Raw genomic sequence first — 17,580 nt, 5'->3', positions numbered from 1 at the left:
CCATGCAGGCAAAGGCGAAATGCAGGCGGGCGTTCAGCCAGTCGTTCTGCACCCGGCCAATGCCGTCATGGGCGCGAAGTTCGATCACATCACTCTCTTCACCGCAACTGGCTGAATGTAGCGCGCAATTCATCGATGAAGATGTCCGGCTGTTCGAACGCCGCGAAATGGCCGCCCTTGTCCAGCTCGTTCCAGTGGATCAGTTGGGGATAGGCCTGCTCCGCCCAACTGCGCGGCGCGCGGTAAAGCTCACCCGGGAAGATGCTGGCCCCCACCGGCAAGTCGATCCGTCCGCCCGAGAAGCTGGACGGGTAGTTTTCCCAATAGATCCGGGCCGAAGACGCCGCCGTCTCGGTGAACCAGAAAAGCGAGATATCGTCGAGGATTTCGTCGCGGCTCAGGACAGTTTCGACGTCGCCGTCATGATCGGCCCAGGCCTGGAATTTCTCATAGATCCAGGCGGCCTGGCCGACCGGGCTGTCGGTCAGCGCATAGGCGACCGTCTGCGGCCGGGTGGACTGCTGCAGGAAATAACCGTACCCGTCGCTGAGGAAGACACCGGCGGCATCGACGGCGCGTTGTTCATCCGCAGACAGCCCCTCGGCCGGAACTTTCTCGGGAAAGACCAGCGGCCAGTTCAGGTGGACGCCCGCCAGACCCGCCGGCTTGATATGGCCGAGCGCGGTGGTCACACCCGCCCCCCAGTCGCCTCCCTGTGCAACCCACTTGTCATAGCCGAGGCGCTGCATCAGCGTACCCCAGGCCGTGGCGATCCGGGCGACGTTCCAGCCTTCCTCGGCCGGTTTGTCGGAAAAACCGAAGCCGGGAAGCGACGGGATGACGACGTGGAAGGCATCCTCGGCCCGGCCACCATGGGCGGTGGGGTCGGTCAGCGGGCCGATCAGGTTCAGAAATTCCAGCACCGAACCGGGCCAGCCATGGGTCAAGAGGATCGGCATCGCGTCCGCGTGGGGTGAGCGGACATGCAGGAAGTGGATCCCCAGCCCGTCGATGCGCGTGCGGAACTGCGGGTAGGCGTTCAGCCGCGTTTGCAACCGGCTCATGTCATAATCATTGCGCCAGTACGCGGCCAGCTCCTGCATCCGCGCCAAGGGAACGCCCTGCGACCAGTCGTCGGTCGTCGCGGCACCGGGCCAGCGCGTCTCTTCAAGCCGTAAGCGAAGATCGGCGATGGCCTCTTGCGGAATATCAACGGTGAAGGGGGTGATAGCTTCGGTTGCCTCCGGTAGAGCGACAGCGCCCGAAACGGCCCACGCCATGCCGGACGGCAGGGCCAATGCCGTGCCGCCGACGGTCAGGCCGACCAGAACAGAGCGGCGGGAAAGTGTGTGATCAGTCAAGATTGCCATGGGTTCGATCCTTTCGATGGGGGGCGTCCGTAATCAACGCAGCGCTTGCAGCGCGCGGCGAAGCTCGGTGACGAAGATTTCGGGTTGCTCGAAAGCGGCGAAATGGCCGCCGCGGTTGACCTCGTTCCAATAGACAAGGTCGGAGTAGGCGCGCTCGCCCCAGACCTTCAGCGGGCGATAGAGCTCGCCCGGAAAGACGCTGACGGCCACCGGCAGGTCCAGCACCTGGGTCGAGAAGTCACTGGCGAAGCTTTCGCCGTAAAGCCGGGCGGACGACGCCGCGGTGTCTGTCAACCAATAGAGCGTGATGTTGTCGAGCATCTCGTCGCCCGACAGAACCTCGGCCGGGTCGCCGCTGCTGTCGGTCCATTCGCTGAACTTCTCGTAGATCCAAGCGGCCTGACCGGCGGGTGAATCATGCAACCCGTAACCCAGGGTCTGCGGTCGCGTTGCCTGCAGCCTTGCATAGCCCGAGCCGACATTGCCGAACTCGATCAATTGGCCGATGGAGGCCATTTCCTCGTCGCTCGGCTGGCCCTCGATGGGGGGCGGGAAGAGGATCGGCAGGTTCAGATGCACGCCCTTCAGGCCGGGCACATGCTGCTTGGCCATCCAGGTGGTTACACCCGCGCCCCAGTCCCCACCCTGGGCAAGCCAGTCGGAATAGCCCAGGCGCTCCATCAGAACGCCCCAGGCACGGGCAATGCGCGGCAAGCCCCAGCCTGCTTCCACCGGCTTGTCGGAAAAGCCGTAGCCCGGCAGCGACGGGATGACGACGTGAAAGGCATCCTCGGCCCGGCCGCCATGGGCGGTGGGGTTGGTCAGCGGGTCGACGACACTCAGGAATTCCAGAACCGAGCCCGGCCAGCCATGGGTCAGGATGATCGGCGTTGCACCCTCGTGAGGTGAGCGGACATGGATGAAGTGGATGCCCAGCCCGTCGATTTCGGTCCGGAACTGCGGGAGGGCGTTCAGTCGGGCTGCCAATCGCCGGAAATCGTAGCTGTCGCGCCAATGGTCGACCAGGGTGCGCACCTCGGAAAGACGAACGCCCTGGCTCCGGTCCGCAACCGTCTCGGCCTGGGGCCAACGGGTGCGGTCGAGACGGCGCTTGAGGTCGGCGATGGCCTCGGGGGAAAAACCGGCTTCAAACGGCGTTACATCACTTGTCGCGGGCGGCAAGGTGAACGTTGCTGAGGCCGCTCTGCCAGGTTGGGTTACGGCCAGGGCTGCGCCCGCGCCCAGTGCGACGGCGCCGAATGTCCGGATTAGGTCGCGCCGCGTGGAGACGGCTTGGCTTGAGGTTTCGGGGTCGTGTTGCATCATTCGTGTCCTCTGATTTGCAGGCCTATTCGGTTATTCAGGTGTCGATGACGGAAGGGGCGGTCGGTTTCACCCGTCCGGCTCTGTGCGCAATCGGCAGCATCAGGGCGATGCCGACGGCTATGGCGAAGATGGCGGTGCGAATGCTGACAGTCAGGCTGTCCGGCGACACCGCCGCACCGACGGGGGCATCTGCCAGTAGGACCAGAACGGCCAATCCCATGGCCCCACCGACCCAAAGCGCCGTTGATGCCATGCCCGACGCGATGCCGTGTTCGTTTTCACGGACCCCGGCAGTCGCGGTAATCCACATCGGCGTCCAAGCCACGCCCTGGCCCACTCCAAGGATCAGGAAGCCTGGTACAAGCGCGCCATAGTCGCCCTGAGGGGTGATCATCAGGCCCAGCAGAGCGGTTCCGACCGCTCCGGTCGCCAGACCGGCCAGCAGCAGTAGACGAACGCCAAGCCGCGATGCCATGCGGCCGCCGATCTGCGTGCCGATCGCGATCGCTATGCTCGGCAACAGGAACGCAAGGCCGGTTTGAAACGGAGTATAGCCATAAACACGCTGAAACAGCTCGGTCGTGAAATAAGGCAGCGCCATGAAGGTGGCCATAAAGGTGAAGGTCAAAGCCATTGCCGTCGGCAGCCCGCCGCTCCGCAACAGGCGCAACGGCATCAACGGGGAGGCGGCCCGGCCCTCGAGCCCCAGGAAAACGGCCAGCAGGATCAGCGCGGCCAGGGCCGAAAACAGGATCGCGGCCGAGGTCCAGCCCCATTCCGGCGCCTGCGCCAGCGTGAAAACCAGCAGCGTGATCCCAAGGGTCGCGGTCATGGCACCGGGCAGATCAAAACTCTGGTCGGTTTCGGCCGGCACGTCCGGGGGAATGGCAATCAAGGCACCCAGCATCGCGGCAAGTGCGATCGGGACATTCACGAAAAACACCGATGGCCAGCCGAACGTGCCCACCAGAATGCCGCCGACCAGCGAGCCGGTCGTCAGTCCCAGAGAACCGGCCAGCGCCCAAATGCCGAGCGCACGGTTCCTCTCAGGCCCCTCCGCGAACAGAGTCGAGATCAGCGACAACGTCGCGGGCACAAGAGCGGCGCCCCCGACCCCTTGGATGGCACGGGCCAGAATGATCTCGCCTGGGGATTGCGCAAACCCGCCCAGCAATGATGATGATGCATACAGCGCCAGTCCCAGAAAGAACATGCGCCGACGCCCCAGAAGATCGGCCGCGCGCCCACCCAACAGAAGCAGCCCGCCGAATGCGACCGAGTAGGCGCTGAACACCCACTGCAGCGATTGCGGAGTGAAACCCAGTTTCTGGCCGATCTCGGGCAGCGCGACATAGACGATGTTATAGTCGATTGACGTGATCAACTGCGCCGTCGCAAAGACGACCAACGCCGATCCTAGGTGGTGGTGGGAGGAGGCGGGAAGTGCAGGTGTGCTGGTCATGATGTCCTCGGCATGGCTGGTCTTGTGGAAACGGAGGCCGGCCGGTCGCGCCGGGCCCATAAGGCTACGGCGTCAGACCTGGGCCATGCCGCCATCGACGAACAACTCGGCCCCGTTGACGAAGGTGGATGCATCCGAAGCCAGGAAGACGACCGCCTCGGCGATCTCGTCCGGTTCGCCACCCGACCCGACGGTACCTGGCTGGCCAGGAAATCATGCAGGCCCTGCTGCGCACTCTCGTCCGTGCCAGCCAGACCGATGCCCGACGTGCCACCGGTGACGAAGGCGATCTTTCCTTCAAGTTTCTTTGTCACTGGAGTTGCTCCGTTGGTGTTTCGTTCCCCCCATGAATACTCGCCACGATTGCCTTGCAAAACAGCAATGACTAAAATTCATCATTTCAAATATGACGTAATATGTAGGCGGCGCCAAGCGACTGCGGGGAGGGTCGGATCGCCTGGCGCCGCTGCATCGTGGCTAGGCCGCTCTCGGGCTATCGGCCACCGACGCATGTGCAACAGCATCGGCTGCGCGGTGCTTTTGCGAAATCACACTTGGGGTTTCACGCACGGTTCCAAAGGATGGCAACCCGATACCAAGGTATCTGGTGAGAGCCATTTAAGCTGCGGTGGACAAGGAATGCAGCGCAAAATAGAAACAGTGTAGGTGTATTGTTGCAGAGAATGCCACGTCCAAGCTCCCGGATCTCGAAGGGTTGGCGATATTCGCAAAGGTGGCGGAGGAGCGCTCTTATGGCGCTGCCGCGCGCTTGGGGTGTCAGTGGCCACGGTCCTCGATAGTCTGGGCATCGCCGAACTGGCTGACTTCATTGCCGCCGAGCATTTTTTGGACGGTCGGCTGCGTTCGTTGCTGATCGACTGGCCCCTGCCCGGCGACGCGCTTTATTGCGTGACGCCGACCGCCCGGTCACGTCCGGCCAAGGTCGAGGCGCTGGTGACCCACCTGACAAACCGGTTTTTCAAGCCCGGCTGGGCCGGATAATAATGCAGCTTGTCAGTCCGGCCCGGTCGCAGCGAGGCCAGCCGTGGTCGCCACCGGAAGCGAGACACTGAACAAAGCGCCACCCCTTGCCGAATTCTCGCCGGTGATCCTTCCGTCCATCCGCTCTATGATGCTGCGGCAAATGGCCAGTCCCATGCCCAGACCCGACGACTTTGTCGAATAGAACGCATCGAACAGGCGCTCTTTGTCCGAGGCAGAAAGGCCGGGTCCGGAATCTTCCACCTCGATGGTGATCCCGTCATCTTTGATCCTGACCCCGATCGAGACCGACCCCGTTTCGGCGCTCGTTGACCTGATCGCATCAATGCCGTTGACGACCAGATTGACAAGCACCTGCTGCAACTGTATCGCGTCGCCCATGACCATGGCGATGGTGTCCGGCTTTTCGACCATCAGAGCGATATCGGAACTGCGCGCCGTCGAGGCGAGCAGCGTGACGGAATCGTCGATGACAGCGGCAATATCGATCGGCACAGGCTCGGTATCGGACTTCTGGTAAAGCTTGCGCAACCTCTCGACCACATCGCTGGCGCGTTTCGCGCCAGCCACGGACTCTTCCACCGCCTCCGCGATCTCCGATGTATCTGGCGTTTCAGCCGCCAACCAGCGCATGGCAACCTGTCCGTTGGTCACAGCTGCGGCCAATGGCTGGTTGATCTCGTGTGCAATGGATGCGGTGAGCTCGCCCATCGTGTTGGCACGCACCACCCTGGCCAGATCGCGGCGCATCCCTTCCAGCCGCTCCTCGGCCTTCTTCAGATCGTCGATATCGTTGGCGACGCCATACCAGCGCCGCACCCCGCCCGTGGCGTCGAATTCCGGTGTGGCGCGGATGACCATCCATCGATACTCGCCCCAGCGTCGGCGCACACGCATGGTTTCCTCGTAGCGCTCGCCGGTTTCCACCGAATGCTGCCACCGTACTCTCAGCCGATCGATGTCACCGGGGTGCATCATATCGCCCCATTTGTCGCCTTCGAGATCTTCGAGGGTCCAGCCCAACTCTTGCCAGACCTGATTAATATAGTTAACGCCAGCGGTCGTCCCATCGGCGGTCCAAAGAAGCGCGGGAACGGTGTTGATCAGCGTTTTCATCTCCATAAACTCATCGTCTCGACTGCCCTGGAGGACCAGAGCCGCCGCACAGCAACAGATGCCCAGGCAGGCCGAAAGGGCAGCGGTGAGCCAAACACCATCGTCCCAAGCTGCGGAGGGCGCGAGTGCGACGCCAAGCATGGCGCATGTGACGACCAGGGCCGCCAGCGCCCGAAACTTTTCGCGTACCAATCTCGGCTTGGCCAGGATCAGGATTAGGAGGTGAAAAACTGACAGCACGAAAGGCAGAAGGCTCGCCGTATTCGACGCCAGGATACTCAGCAACAGCACCAAAGTCGGGGCGGCGAAAAAGGCATAGTCGCCCAGTTTGAAATGCGCCAAGCGAAGTCCTCCTGACGTCCCGGGCCAACGTTTAGTTTGATCCATCTGCTGGGCAAAGTCCAAACCGCATCGACGGGGCGGTTCTCCAAAACGGTTCACTTGGAGATATTCACCGAGATCACTGCTACTGTCCATACAACACTTGTTGCAAGAGACGATTTAGCCCTCGCACCAAGCCCGCAAACAAAGTCTTTGAGGAAGGATAAAAAGAAAGCGCGAGCCCCGGGACCAGGTCGGGATCGCGCTTTCTGGAAATAGCTTGACCTGCTCCCAGTTTTGTCCGCGTCTATAAGTTGGCCGCGGCCTTGATCTTCCAGCTTCAGAAAGGCGTGGAGAACAGTCTTCGCCAGTCGGTCCCCCAGATCGAGCTGCCTGTGCTGAGCATCGGCGATCTCGCAAAACTGAAGGGATCCTCGGCGATGGCGATTCTTCCAATCAGGAAAGACACGGGCGGTGAAATTTCACCTCTCGAAGATCCAGTGATCTTCGCGGTTTATGAAAACGTCGATGGCCCTTTGGGAAGGGCCATCGACCTGTTTCAGGTGTCCAGCGCGGCCCTGCTGTCATTGATTGAGGGCCACGAGACTTTCTGCTGTAGCGGCGATGGTCTCCTCGACCGGCCTCGGGCTCCAGCCCAACACCGTTCTGGCCTTGTCGCTGGAGGCAAGGCGCGGCATTCCAATCCGCGAAACGAACTGGCGCAGCGGTGGCAGGAACCGCGCCATTGCTGGGACGGCCCAATCCGGCGGCTGCCAGACCGGCGCTCTGCTGCCGATCGAACCAAGACCCCGCAATGTTCCTGCAATTTGGATCAGAGATAAGGGCGCCCCTGATACGGCGATGAACCGCTGGCCTGCTGCCTCGGGAGCCATCATGGCAGCTATATGCAGATCGGCGGCATCCCTGACATCCACAATGCCAAACAAGACCTTTGGCGCGACGGGAAGGCGGCCGTCGATCATTGTCTTGATGAGCCCGATTGAGCAGGAGTAATCGGCCCCGAGTACAGGCCCCAGTATTCCCCCTGGATTTATCACGCAAACCTCCATGTCGCCGGCCTCGGTTTCCTTGAACTCCCAAGCGGTGCGTTCGGCCACGATCTTGGATCTGGTATATGCATCGACGTCCGGCGCTGCGGGATCGGACCAGTCGGCCTCGGTGAACGGAGTTTCGCGCATCGGCTGCCCGAACCCTACAGCACCGAAGCATGAGGTCATCACGACGCGCCGAACACCTGCATCCCGCGCCGCCCGAAGCACACGCAAGGTTCCGTCATGTGCCGGACCTATCAGCTGATCCTGTCGCTCGGAGGCCCGGGAGGGAAAGGGCGAGGCGACGTGCAAGACGTGGTCGCACCCCCTTACGGCCTCCTGCCAACCAGCGTCAGCGGTCAGGTCCGCGTGGGTGAATTCAATCGGTGACGGATCTGCGCCACCGCCAAGGAGCAACGATCTGGCGGCGTCCCGTCGGGCCATGTCGCGCAATGTCGCGCGCACCTGGTGCCCCTGGCCCAGAAGCCGGACGATGATGTGACTGGCCAGAAAGCCGGCACCACCGGTGACAAGAACAGTGCTCATCTGAATCCTAACACCATTGCAGGAGCACTGGAACGCATGGCCATGGCAGTGCTGGCGCGAAAACCATGCATTGCCGTGCTGTGTCGCTGGTACCTCGACCAAGGCGACAGTGAGAGCTTTTGTGCAGTAAGTTTCAACCTCATAAACCGCGTCCCCGAGAATCCCACCTCGCATCGCTCGCACCGACGAACCAACCCGGCCGGCGCGACAGTGTGCAAGATTTGCCACTCTATTGGCCGCTACTGCTGTATTGCAATCTGCAAGCGCTGAAGACGTTACAATGATCTTGGGAGAAACTAAAGCTGAAGTGCACCGCAAGAAAATCAATCTTCCAAACACCGGTTCCGGAGCCGGATCTTGAACGCAGGCAAAGTCGTAACTGAGCGTAAATCGGCTGTTCGCCCTAAGAGCGACTTCACTGACCGCTCGGGTCAGTTGCTGAAAGCGCCGGGGCGGCCATGTAGCGCAACGCCGCTTCGATTTCTGCTTCGGAGCACTCGGAACATCCGCCCATTTCCGGCATCGCGCCGATCCCGTTCAGCGCGTTGCTAAGAACCGCATTGAAGCCTTTTTCCAGCCTCTGGCTCCAGGCGCGTTCGTCATGCAGTTTTGGCGATGCTACCATGATGACATGTGGTGCATGACAGGCTGCACAGTGGTGGCCGTAGACGGCAGAACCGATTCTTTCGCCCAGCTTTCCATTTTCGGCCTGGGCATGGAGCGGGCCAAAGATAGTGGCAATCACCGCAAGAGCGCTCAAATATTTCATGCTGTTAACCCTTTGCCGGGACACGAAGCGGGCGCTGGCCCGCCTCGCGATCCGTGTTCAGTTGCTTTCGGTGGAGTTGAACATTTCGGTGGCGTAGAAAATGCCCACCCCGTAGGCGCCGCCATGCTCGACCGCGATGTCGGCGACCCCGGCATAAGTCTCACCACGAGCCCAGTCGCGCTGCAACTCAAGCAGGTACTGCAGCCAGGTGATTGGCGTAGCCCCGCCGGCGATCATGCGTTCGACGGCCATGTCGTGGGCGGCGTCCGAGACCCCGCCTGACGCGTCGACAACCACATAGACCTCGTAACCATCCTCGATCGCTGATAGAGCGGGCAGCAGGATACAAATCTCGGTCCAAAGCCCGGCCAGCACCAGCTTCTTCCTGCCCAGATCCTCGACCACATCGACGACGTTGTCATCTTCCCAGGCGTTCATCGTTGTGCGGTCGATCGGCGCGACGTCCGGATAGACGGCCTGGATTTCAGGGAAAATCGCGCCCGAGAAGCTGTCGGCCGCGACGGTGGTCAGGATGGTGGGTACCTCGAACAGTTTGGCGCTCTTGGTCAGGCCAACCGTGTTGTTGCGCAGTTCGGTAATGTCGATTGACTTGGTGGCAAACGCCATCTGCGGCTGGTGATCGATAAGGATCAGCGTGTGGTTGTCCGCCGTCAGCAGGCTGTCAGCGGGGTCGGCTGCCAGACCGGCATAGGCCGACAGCGTCAGTGCGACGCAGGCAGAGGTCAGGATCTTGAAAGTCATTGGTTTTCCTTTCGTTTCGAGTTTGGTTGGCGGGGTATTGCCTGTCATCAGCCGCAGTTCGATTCAGGGCATTGACAGGAAATCTCGGGGGGTCTTGAGTAGGAAATCGGTCGCGATGAGACTGGTGCCAGCCCCGTTCGCCGAGGTTTCCACCATCGTGACGGAAGGCGGCAGCGGCGCTGTCAGCGAAACGTTTTCAAGCGCGCGAAGGGCAACCAGATGCGAGAACGTGGCTAGCCTTCGCGGCGAAGCTATGCTTCTTGGCTGCACGGTCGGTGACGCTTTGGACGATGTCTCTCGGTGGTTTGACAGCGCAGGCATTGGGTCCTCCATTCTCGATGGACAGACTTGGTTGCAGGGTCTCCAACGACCTGAGCAAGTGTCTGCCTTGAAGGAAGAATCGCGCCTGATGGAGGATGCCACAATCATACGTGACGACCGCGACTAGCCCGTTCCGGCAGTGCTGCTAACGCCAAGGTATAGGCGCTGCACGCAGACGGTTGCCTTGTGAAGGTGCCCGGCTTTGCGAGCGCCAATGGACCACCGATCGAGTTTTCGCCATGCGTCTTTCAAGCTGATGCTCAGGAGTGATTTCGCATCGGATGACGGCCCGTAGCCAAGGGCTGGATCGACGGCTCGAACTAGCGCACAATGCTAAGAACTTGGCGGACAGCGACCATCCGCTCGATCACCAAGCTCTTTTCGGGAAACGACGGTGGGGCCTCTTGAGCGCGAAAAATGCCAATCCTTCCATCGCTCCGCTCTTGGCCGTGACATTCGTTGGCACCCTGGGCTTTTCGATCGTGACGCCGTTCCTCGTGGTTCTGGTAACACAATGGGGCGGGAACGCCGTTGTCTATGGCATCCTCGCGGCGACTTACTCCTTCTTTCAGCTCTTCGGTGCGCCAGCCTTGGGCAAAATGTCCGACCGGATGGGGCGTCGGCGACTTTTGCTTCTCAGCCAGCTGGGAACGTTGTTGTCTTGGATCGTCTTCCTGGTCGCATTCGCCTTGCCGGACGGAGTGTTATTCCAAGTATCGAACCCATGGTTCGGGGATTTTGTTCTGACGCTTCCCTTGCTGGCGTTGTTTTTCGCACGGGCGGCTGATGGGCTTACAGGCGGAAATGTATCCGTGTCCAACGCCTACTTGTCGGACATCACTGCAGAAGAGGATCGCACCAGGAATTTCGGTCGAATGGCTGTCGCCAGCAATCTTGGATTCGTGGTCGGCCCGGCAGTGGCCGGGCTTCTTGGCGCAACAGTCTTGGGCGCGGCATTGCCCGTGATTGCAGCGGTAGTCATCTCCGCGATCGCCTTGGGGTTCATCCAGTTTGGTTTGGTTGAAGCGGTCCCCAAGCCAATTACGAAATTTATTGAAGAGCCGAGCGCGTGTGACCTCTACGGACAGGAAAAGCAGTCCGCTTACAAAGTCGAGGGTGTCGAGTCAGATGGGATAGGCGCAATTCTGGCTCTTCCGCGGATGCCAGTGCTCATGGTTGTCAACTTCCTCGTCATGCTTGGATTCAGTTTCTTTTACGTGGCTTTCCCTGTCCATGCGATCGAAGTTCTGGATTGGGGTGTGACGCAGATCGGCCTTTTCTTTGCGCTTCTCAGTGTCGCAATGATCCTGGTGCAAGGGCCAGTTCTGGCACGTCTCGGCGAAACATCCGGTGACAGGGCGTTGATGAGCTTTGGCGGCGCGTGTCTGGCATTAGGGTTCGCCGCCTTCTTCTTTCCTCGGGCGGAATTTGTGTATGCTGGTGCAGCGTTGATCGCACTTGGAAACGGGCTCATGTGGCCGACCTTCATGGCGGTTCTGTCCAAGGCGGCGTGTGAACGGCTTCAGGGCGCGGTCCAAGGCTACAGGGACTGTCCTGATTTTTGTGCTCTGGCGTGGTAACTGCTCTTTGAGGAGACCCACGTATGAGCATCGACAAAGAACTCCTGGACCGCCTGATGCAAGGGCGCTCGCCCGGTGACCTTTTCGGCAAGGATGGTATTCTGTCCGAACTGACGAAAGCACTGGCCGAACGTGCCCTGAGCACCGAGATTGACGTCCATCTCGACGAAGAGCGGGCTGAGGCTGTGCCCGAAGGCCATAACGAGCCGGCAAACCGCCGCAATGGCAGCAGCAGCAAGACGGTGACCACCGACAGCGGCAAGGTGGTCCTCGACATCCCACGCGACCGCAACGGCACCTTCGATCCGGTGCTGATCGCCAAATACCAGCGCCGCTTTCCCGATTTCGACCGCAAGATCATCTCGATGTATGCCCGGGGCATGACGACCCGGGAGATCCAGGGGCATATCGAGGAAATCTACGGCGTGGAGGCGTCCCCCGGCCTGATTTCCGCCATCACCGATAGCGTGATGGATGAGGTCACGGCATGGCAGAACCGGCCTCTGGAGCCCTGCTATCCGATCGTCTTCATGGACGCGATCCGGGTCAATATCCGCAGCGACGGCGCGGTCTCCAACAAGGCGGTGTTCGTGGCGCTGGCGATCCTTCCGGACGGCACGCGCGACGTGCTGGGCCTGTGGTTCCAGGCCAATGAAGGCGCCAAATTCTGGGCCAGCGTGCTTTCCGATCTGCGCAACCGGGGTGTTCAGGACATTCTGATCGCCGTGGTCGACGGCCTCAAGGGCTTTCCGCAGGCCATCGAGGCAGCCTTCCCGAGGACGCAGGTTCAGACCTGCATTGTCCATCTCCTGCGCCATTCCATGAATTTCGCCAGCTACAAGGACCGCAAGGCCGTCGCCAAGGCGCTCAAGACGGTCTACACCGCCGTGAATATCGAGGCGGCGGAAGAAGCGCTGGCAACTTTCGAGGACAGTGACCTTGCCGGGCGCTATCCGGCGATCGCGCCAAGCTGGCGGCGGGCCTGGAACGAGGTCATCCCGTTTCTCGACTATCCGCCCGAGGTGCGCAGGCTGATCTACACCACGAATTCCATTGAGGCGCTGAACTCGAAAATCCGGCGCGCCGTCAGAACGCGCGGACACTTCCCGAGCGATGAGGCTGCGGCCAAGTTGATCTATCTGGCCCTCAATGCTACCTCAACCGAGTGGAAGCGTTCAGTGCGAGAATGGCACGCCGTCAAAAGCCAGCTCGCAATCATGTTCGAAGAACGTTTCCCTATGTCCTGAAACAACGCCAGGGCACAAAATTCTAGACAGTCTCAGGCTACACGCAAAGCACGGGCGCCGTGGCAAGTATTGTCGGTCTGATCGCCGGAGGATTAGGTTACGTGATGCTGGGACCTGTTCTCTTCATGTGCGCCGCAATTGCAATTGCGGCCTCAACGCTCTTGACACTGACCCACCGACCGCGACCTGCCAACTTCACTGTAAGCAGGTAAGCCTACCCGGACTCTCGAAGCCAACTTAGAGTCTGTTCAAGAAAGCGGATAGCGAGCGAGCCGCTTTGTCATGAGCTTGATCATAGCGGTCTGAATGAAGGCGAGGCTCATTGCTGAGAACCGCTCAAAATCCTTTGTCAAACGGCGGTTTATCCCGAGCCACGCCAATGTTCGTTCGACAATCCAGCGCTTCGGCAGAACCTGAAAACCTGCTTGATTGCGTTTGCCTCTTCCACCCTTCGGCCCTGATAGCCGCCATCACCGCAGATTTTCTCGATGAAGGGAAAACGATTGGCGATTTTGTTGAACACGAGCGCTGCTCCGTCGCGATCCTGAATGCCTGCCGAGTGAACCTCGGCCTTGAGAAGCATGCCGAGCGTGTCGACCAGAATGTGCCGCTTGCGGCCCTTGACCTTTTGCCTGCATCATGGCCGACATCGCGGCGGGCATCCGGGCCGGTCTTCACCGACTGGCTGTCAATGATGGCAAACGACGTCTGCTCCTCGCGCCCCTCCAATCGCCGGGTCCGGCAATAGAGCGCGTCATGAATACGTCGCCATGTCCCGTCCCGGCAGAATCGTTTGAAATAGTGATGGACTGTGCTCTTCGGCGGAAAGTCGTGCGGCAGCAACGCCCATTGGTAATCGGGACTGCAGCAGGTAGAAAATGGCGTCCATCACGGCGCAAAGCGAGGTCTTGCGCCTGCGGCCTCGCAAAGGCTGTGATGGCATAAAAGGGGCGATCATGCTCCATTCCCGATCCGTCAGGTCACTCGCGTAGCGCAGGCGGCTTCTGTCATGGTGACGCCAGGTGAAGGGTGTCCAGGCCATTCGATATCTCCGTATTTGTCGCAAAATACAAAGAATCTGATTGCCGCTCTTCACTCAACCCCGGGCGTCAGCGCAATTCTTGGACAGATACTTAGCCGCGTCGACGTTCGAAGTTGCTGAGAATGGTCCAAAACGTTGCAAGCAAACGTTATCATCCAGAGCAGGGCGTTTATTCCTCCAATGTCCGGATTCTATCTCCCCAAAGAAACCTTTCACCGTGCGTGCTGGCGAAATCGGGATCGACATACACAAACAGTCGTTTGATCAGCTCGCCTTCAAACTCAAAAACATTGCAGAACCGACCTTCAGACCGTCCGGCGATCGGCCATGCTATCCCGTCTTTGGTTACACCGCTCTCGAAGCCTTCTGTGATTACATGGTTGCCGGCCACATGATACTTCATGCTTTCCATGTCGTGAGCGAGGCTCAGAAGGGAAGCCATTAGACCCCGGGCGGCCTCTGCCAGTGCTTCTTTTCCTTTACTTGTTCCAAACTTGGGAAAATAGATTTCCACGTCGTCGGTCATCAGGTCCGGGAGCCTGGGGTCACCATTATCGACATACCGGAAATAATCGGCGGCTATGGTTACACGAACTTTGGCAAGTGCGTCGTCATTCATGTTCAATTTCTCCGTTTGGTTACTTAAGGTGTCATTTACGTAGGCCATTCTCGCGGATTACCGACATCTGGACCGCTGAGCTTCTTGTCCACGCCTCCGCTCCTGACGGTCACCTCGTCTTCAGCTTAGTTTTCGCCATTGAAGACCGGGAACGAACGCGGAGCAGGCTATGGAAGGAAGAAATCGTGCCCAGCCAACGTGGCCCAATTATTTGCATTCGTCCGCCCTTTTGCGAAATCACACTTGGGGTTTTGCCCACGGTTCCAAAGTATGGCGACCCGATACCAAGGTATCTGTCGAGAGCCATTTAAGCTGCGGTGGAGAAAGAATGCTGACCATGAGCGCCGAGCCTGCCTCGAACAGCTGGGGCGAGGCGGTGAACATCCAGATTGTCAATCGGCGTTGCAATGGGGCTCTGACGCAATCTCGATGGCGTCAGGTTGAGCTTCAACAACCCGACCCTACCGGAAAAACACCGGTGACCACCGATCCAGCTACACCACGCCTCGGGACACGATCCCGGCATGTTCAGGCTTCAACCATGCCCCGCATCAAGAGTTCAGCTTCCTGCCCGGCCTCCACCTCCGACGGATAACCAAGCGAAACATTGCGGACGATCGTGTCGCCTTCAACGGCTTCACGCTGTCGATGCGTATGTCCGAACAACCAGGCGTCAGGATCGTGCTTCGTGATCAGTGCCCGAAGATCCGATCCGTAGATCGGATCAAACTCGGTTGGCGTATCTGACAGCAGCTCCGGATGCGGACAGTGATGCGTCACCACGACCGTTTTGCCAGCAAACGGCGACGCCAACTGGTCTTCCAGCCAGCGCCGATGATCACCGTGAACGAGCGCCGTGTCGGAGGGCTGGATCTTGCCGTACCGGGGTGGTTTACGGATATAGCGGTAATCATTCATCCGTGTTCTGGCGAACGCCATGGCCGTAGCAGGCGCGCCATGAAGCGCGAAGTCAGTCCAGAGCGTGCAACACAGAAACCTTGTATTGCCGACCGTGATTTCTGCCTTCTGGGCAAAGTTGGCTCCAGCGTGAGCTGTCAATTCGGCAAGACGGTCATCGCCATCAATGACGTGGTGGTAATAGTCGTGGTTTCCGGGGAACACGTAAATGCGTGCCGGGTCGATATGACGCCCGAGCTGCTGAAGCATTCTTGGCCATCTCGTTTTCGGTTTGTCCGCCAGATCTCCTGCGATGATCAGTGCATCCAATGTGCCGAAGGTTTCAGGAGGCAGCGCGGCGAAGGGATCACGTCCTTCTCCGAGCCATTGGTCGAGATGCAGGTCGGCGGTGACCAAAACGGGCATGATGTTCACATTTGCACAGCGAGAAGCGCGATGGGGTGGAAGGCAGGCAGATCATTTCGACTGCATGTCACACCGAAACCAATGACGGTCAACGTGCCGTTAACCACGATTCACGGAACCTGGTTTGAGCGACCTCTGCCACAGGCCTCAAACGACCCCTGACGATGCGAATGGCATTCTGATTTTCGCATTACCTCTTAGTGTGGCGACGGCTGCTTCGTCAGTTCGATACGCAAATCATACGAAATGCGAAAACCTCAGATGGCCGCTCTTTCAGGGTATGCGTCTGGCCGTGCGATGAGAAATTCCGAACCCGTTTCGGGTATTCGCGCGGCTGTTTCACATGCACGCCGCCCGGGTCTTTGACTGCCAACAAGGCGGAGTTTCCTTTCTCGCATTAAATCAACGTATTCAATTATTTATGTGGAAAAATCAGGACTTTAAAAGCGTTTGATATTGGTGCTATCTCCGCCTCCTGTTTGAAGGCGGCCACACCTGGCCCCGAATATCCGCCCTCCACATTACTGCTCCTCAGTATTCGTCCACGCCTATCACCGTCAGCTTGAGTACCCATGACCCGCATAACCTTTGTCGAAGCCCGGTTCTTCGAGCCCCTCAATACCATCGAGGTCACGCGCCGTTTCGAAGAGCACCTTCGAAAGCTGCGGGAGGCAAAGCTCTCGCCGGAAGAGCGGGAAAAGGAGGACTGGCAGAGAGCCGCTGATACAGTCACCCGTGAGGATCACGCGCGCATCAGGCGCCGGGTCAACAGAATTGAACAAAACCGCCACCGAGCTTCCGGATTTTCGCATCTCAAGGCCGATGACCGTCAGCAGATCGAGATGCTTTCGGGCGGTGTTGAATTGCGCCGCATCGAAACCGAAACAGAGGCCGACGAGATAGCATCCGCACTGCATACGGAAATGCCGTGGATGGCCCCTGCTACTGAGCACGTCTGGTACGCAATGCGAACTCAGGTCCGCCGGGGTGATCCTGGTTTCCGGCTTCCCCCGATGTTGCTGGTCGGTCCACCTGGGATCGGCAAAAGTACCTGGGCGCGCCGGACCAGTGCCGCTCTCGATGTGCCGCTGCGCACGATCGATGCCACCGTGGAGCAGTCCTCGTTTTCAGTCGGCGGCGTGCAGCGTGGTTGGAGTTCCGCTCATGCAGGAAAGCCGGTTGCGACAATAATAACGCACTTGGTCGCCAACCCAATCATTGTCCTTGATGAGATCGAGAAAGCAACTGCGGCCGTATCCACCCGGGGAGAGCGGCACAGCATTGCTGACAGTCTGCTGCCCTTGCTGGAACCAGAAACATCGCGACGATGGGAGTGTCCTTTCTATCAACTCCGCTTCGACATGCGCTGGGTTGGCTGGATCCTGACGGCAAACAGCCTCGACGGAGTGTCGGAACCGCTGTTAAGCCGGCTTGTCACCATCAACCTGACTGAGCTCAGCACACCGGCTCTCACCGCCTTCGCCAGTCAGGAAGGGCGGCGCCGTGGATTGTCGGAGAATTCGATCGAGATCATCACCGAAGTCATCGAGAGGTTTGCCGGCAGAAAACCGGCGCTGAGCCTCAGGTCGGTCATCCGAATGCTTGAGCGAGCAGATAGGCTGGAAAACCGACCGATGCTGCATTGATGGCGTATGACGGCGAAGGGGCCGGGAGCTGTCAGGCAAGTTGTGGCAACAAGGTAGACTAAACGGACCTTGGGAA

At 59.6% G+C, this 17,580-nt stretch carries 14 protein-coding genes and 1 pseudogene; 4 read left to right on the top strand and 11 right to left on the bottom strand.

From position 1 onward, the window contains the following. Positions 1–98 precede the first annotated feature (98 nt). The 4 genes from AC0L7L_RS03155 to AC0L7L_RS03140 form a co-directional block, all read right to left on the bottom strand. Positions 99–1,370 carry an epoxide hydrolase family protein gene (locus AC0L7L_RS03155; RefSeq protein ID WP_473511888.1) on the bottom strand — a complete coding sequence of 424 codons (1,272 nt, stop codon included), beginning with the start codon at positions 1,368–1,370 and terminating at the stop codon, positions 99–101. Between the two features lie 33 nt (positions 1,371–1,403). Continuing rightward, on the bottom strand, positions 1,404–2,693 hold the full coding sequence (locus AC0L7L_RS03150) for an epoxide hydrolase family protein (RefSeq protein ID WP_473511886.1): 1,290 nt from the start codon (positions 2,691–2,693) through the stop codon (positions 1,404–1,406). A gap of 37 nt (positions 2,694–2,730) precedes the next feature. After that, the gene (locus AC0L7L_RS03145; RefSeq protein WP_473511883.1) at positions 2,731–4,158 is read right to left on the bottom strand and encodes an MFS transporter; all 1,428 of its coding nucleotides are present in this window, start codon (positions 4,156–4,158) and stop codon (positions 2,731–2,733) included. Positions 4,159–4,230: 72 nt separating this feature from the next. Next, positions 4,231–4,302: a hypothetical protein gene (locus tag AC0L7L_RS03140; RefSeq protein ID WP_272214089.1), complete on the bottom strand. Its 72-nt coding sequence runs from the start codon at positions 4,300–4,302 to the stop codon at positions 4,231–4,233. 636 nt (positions 4,303–4,938) lie between these two features. Between AC0L7L_RS03140 and AC0L7L_RS03135 the strand changes: the two genes are divergently transcribed. Beyond that, entirely contained in the window at positions 4,939–5,160 is a 222-nt protein-coding gene (locus AC0L7L_RS03135; protein ID WP_473511881.1) for a LysR substrate-binding domain-containing protein, read from the top strand. A 12-nt stretch (positions 5,161–5,172) separates the two neighbouring features. On the opposite strand, the gene AC0L7L_RS03130 is transcribed toward AC0L7L_RS03135, so the two are convergent. From AC0L7L_RS03130 to AC0L7L_RS03115, 4 genes are all read right to left on the bottom strand, one after another. Then, a complete protein-coding gene (locus AC0L7L_RS03130) occupies positions 5,173–6,618 on the bottom strand; it encodes a sensor histidine kinase (protein WP_272210247.1) in 1,446 nt (481 codons plus the stop codon). A gap of 563 nt (positions 6,619–7,181) precedes the next feature. Beyond that, on the bottom strand, positions 7,182–8,195 hold the full coding sequence (locus AC0L7L_RS03125; protein ID WP_473511880.1) for an SDR family oxidoreductase: 1,014 nt from the start codon (positions 8,193–8,195) through the stop codon (positions 7,182–7,184). 415 nt (positions 8,196–8,610) lie between these two features. Then, complete coding sequence (locus tag AC0L7L_RS03120; RefSeq protein ID WP_272210244.1) at positions 8,611–8,964, bottom strand: c-type cytochrome; 354 nt, start codon at positions 8,962–8,964, stop codon at positions 8,611–8,613. 57 nt (positions 8,965–9,021) lie between these two features. Then, the gene (locus tag AC0L7L_RS03115) at positions 9,022–9,726 is read right to left on the bottom strand and encodes a hydrolase (RefSeq protein WP_272210243.1); all 705 of its coding nucleotides are present in this window, start codon (positions 9,724–9,726) and stop codon (positions 9,022–9,024) included. A gap of 725 nt (positions 9,727–10,451) precedes the next feature. Here AC0L7L_RS03115 and AC0L7L_RS03110 point away from each other — a divergent pair. Both AC0L7L_RS03110 and AC0L7L_RS03105 read left to right on the top strand, forming a co-directional pair. Next, positions 10,452–11,627, top strand: coding sequence for an MFS transporter (locus tag AC0L7L_RS03110; RefSeq protein ID WP_473511876.1), 1,176 nt, complete (start codon positions 10,452–10,454; stop codon positions 11,625–11,627). Between the two features lie 23 nt (positions 11,628–11,650). Beyond that, positions 11,651–12,874 (top strand): IS256 family transposase, encoded by a 1,224-nt coding sequence (locus AC0L7L_RS03105; protein ID WP_473511874.1) that lies wholly within the window; start codon positions 11,651–11,653, stop codon positions 12,872–12,874. Between the two features lie 248 nt (positions 12,875–13,122). On the opposite strand, the pseudogene AC0L7L_RS03100 reads toward AC0L7L_RS03105, so the two are convergent. The 3 genes and pseudogenes from AC0L7L_RS03100 to AC0L7L_RS03090 all read right to left on the bottom strand — a co-directional run bounded on the left by AC0L7L_RS03100 (position 13,123) and on the right by AC0L7L_RS03090 (position 15,858). Then, positions 13,123–13,916, bottom strand: a pseudogene (locus AC0L7L_RS03100) (IS5 family transposase). Between the two features lie 169 nt (positions 13,917–14,085). Continuing rightward, positions 14,086–14,535: a nuclear transport factor 2 family protein gene (locus AC0L7L_RS03095; RefSeq protein WP_272210241.1), complete on the bottom strand. Its 450-nt coding sequence runs from the start codon at positions 14,533–14,535 to the stop codon at positions 14,086–14,088. Between the two features lie 528 nt (positions 14,536–15,063). Continuing rightward, positions 15,064–15,858: a metallophosphoesterase gene (locus AC0L7L_RS03090; protein ID WP_272210240.1), complete on the bottom strand. Its 795-nt coding sequence runs from the start codon at positions 15,856–15,858 to the stop codon at positions 15,064–15,066. A gap of 572 nt (positions 15,859–16,430) precedes the next feature. Here AC0L7L_RS03090 and AC0L7L_RS03085 point away from each other — a divergent pair. Then, the gene (locus AC0L7L_RS03085; RefSeq protein ID WP_473511871.1) at positions 16,431–17,504 is read left to right on the top strand and encodes an AAA family ATPase; all 1,074 of its coding nucleotides are present in this window, start codon (positions 16,431–16,433) and stop codon (positions 17,502–17,504) included. Positions 17,505–17,580: the final 76 nt, after the last annotated feature.

The organism is Martelella sp. K41-7 (genome assembly GCF_055808365.1).
This window is presented reverse-complemented; position numbering and strand designations above follow the sequence as displayed.

Bases quoted from the DNA above. Each gene is read 5' to 3' on its own strand.
- AC0L7L_RS03155 (WP_473511888.1), bottom strand. From the start codon at position 1,370: ATGGCAATCTTGACTGATCACACACTTTCCCGCCGCTCTGTTCTGGTC.
- AC0L7L_RS03150 (WP_473511886.1), bottom strand. From the start codon at position 2,693: ATGCAACACGACCCCGAAACCTCAAGCCAAGCCGTCTCCACGCGGCGC.
- AC0L7L_RS03145 (WP_473511883.1), bottom strand. From the start codon at position 4,158: ATGACCAGCACACCTGCACTTCCCGCCTCCTCCCACCACCACCTAGGA.
- AC0L7L_RS03125 (WP_473511880.1), bottom strand. From the start codon at position 8,195: ATGAGCACTGTTCTTGTCACCGGTGGTGCCGGCTTTCTGGCCAGTCAC.
- AC0L7L_RS03120 (WP_272210244.1), bottom strand. From the start codon at position 8,964: ATGAAATATTTGAGCGCTCTTGCGGTGATTGCCACTATCTTTGGCCCG.
- AC0L7L_RS03115 (WP_272210243.1), bottom strand. From the start codon at position 9,726: ATGACTTTCAAGATCCTGACCTCTGCCTGCGTCGCACTGACGCTGTCG.
- AC0L7L_RS03105 (WP_473511874.1), top strand. From the start codon at position 11,651: ATGAGCATCGACAAAGAACTCCTGGACCGCCTGATGCAAGGGCGCTCG.
- AC0L7L_RS03095 (WP_272210241.1), bottom strand. From the start codon at position 14,535: ATGAATGACGACGCACTTGCCAAAGTTCGTGTAACCATAGCCGCCGAT.
- AC0L7L_RS03090 (WP_272210240.1), bottom strand. From the start codon at position 15,858: ATGCCCGTTTTGGTCACCGCCGACCTGCATCTCGACCAATGGCTCGGA.
- AC0L7L_RS03085 (WP_473511871.1), top strand. From the start codon at position 16,431: ATGACCCGCATAACCTTTGTCGAAGCCCGGTTCTTCGAGCCCCTCAAT.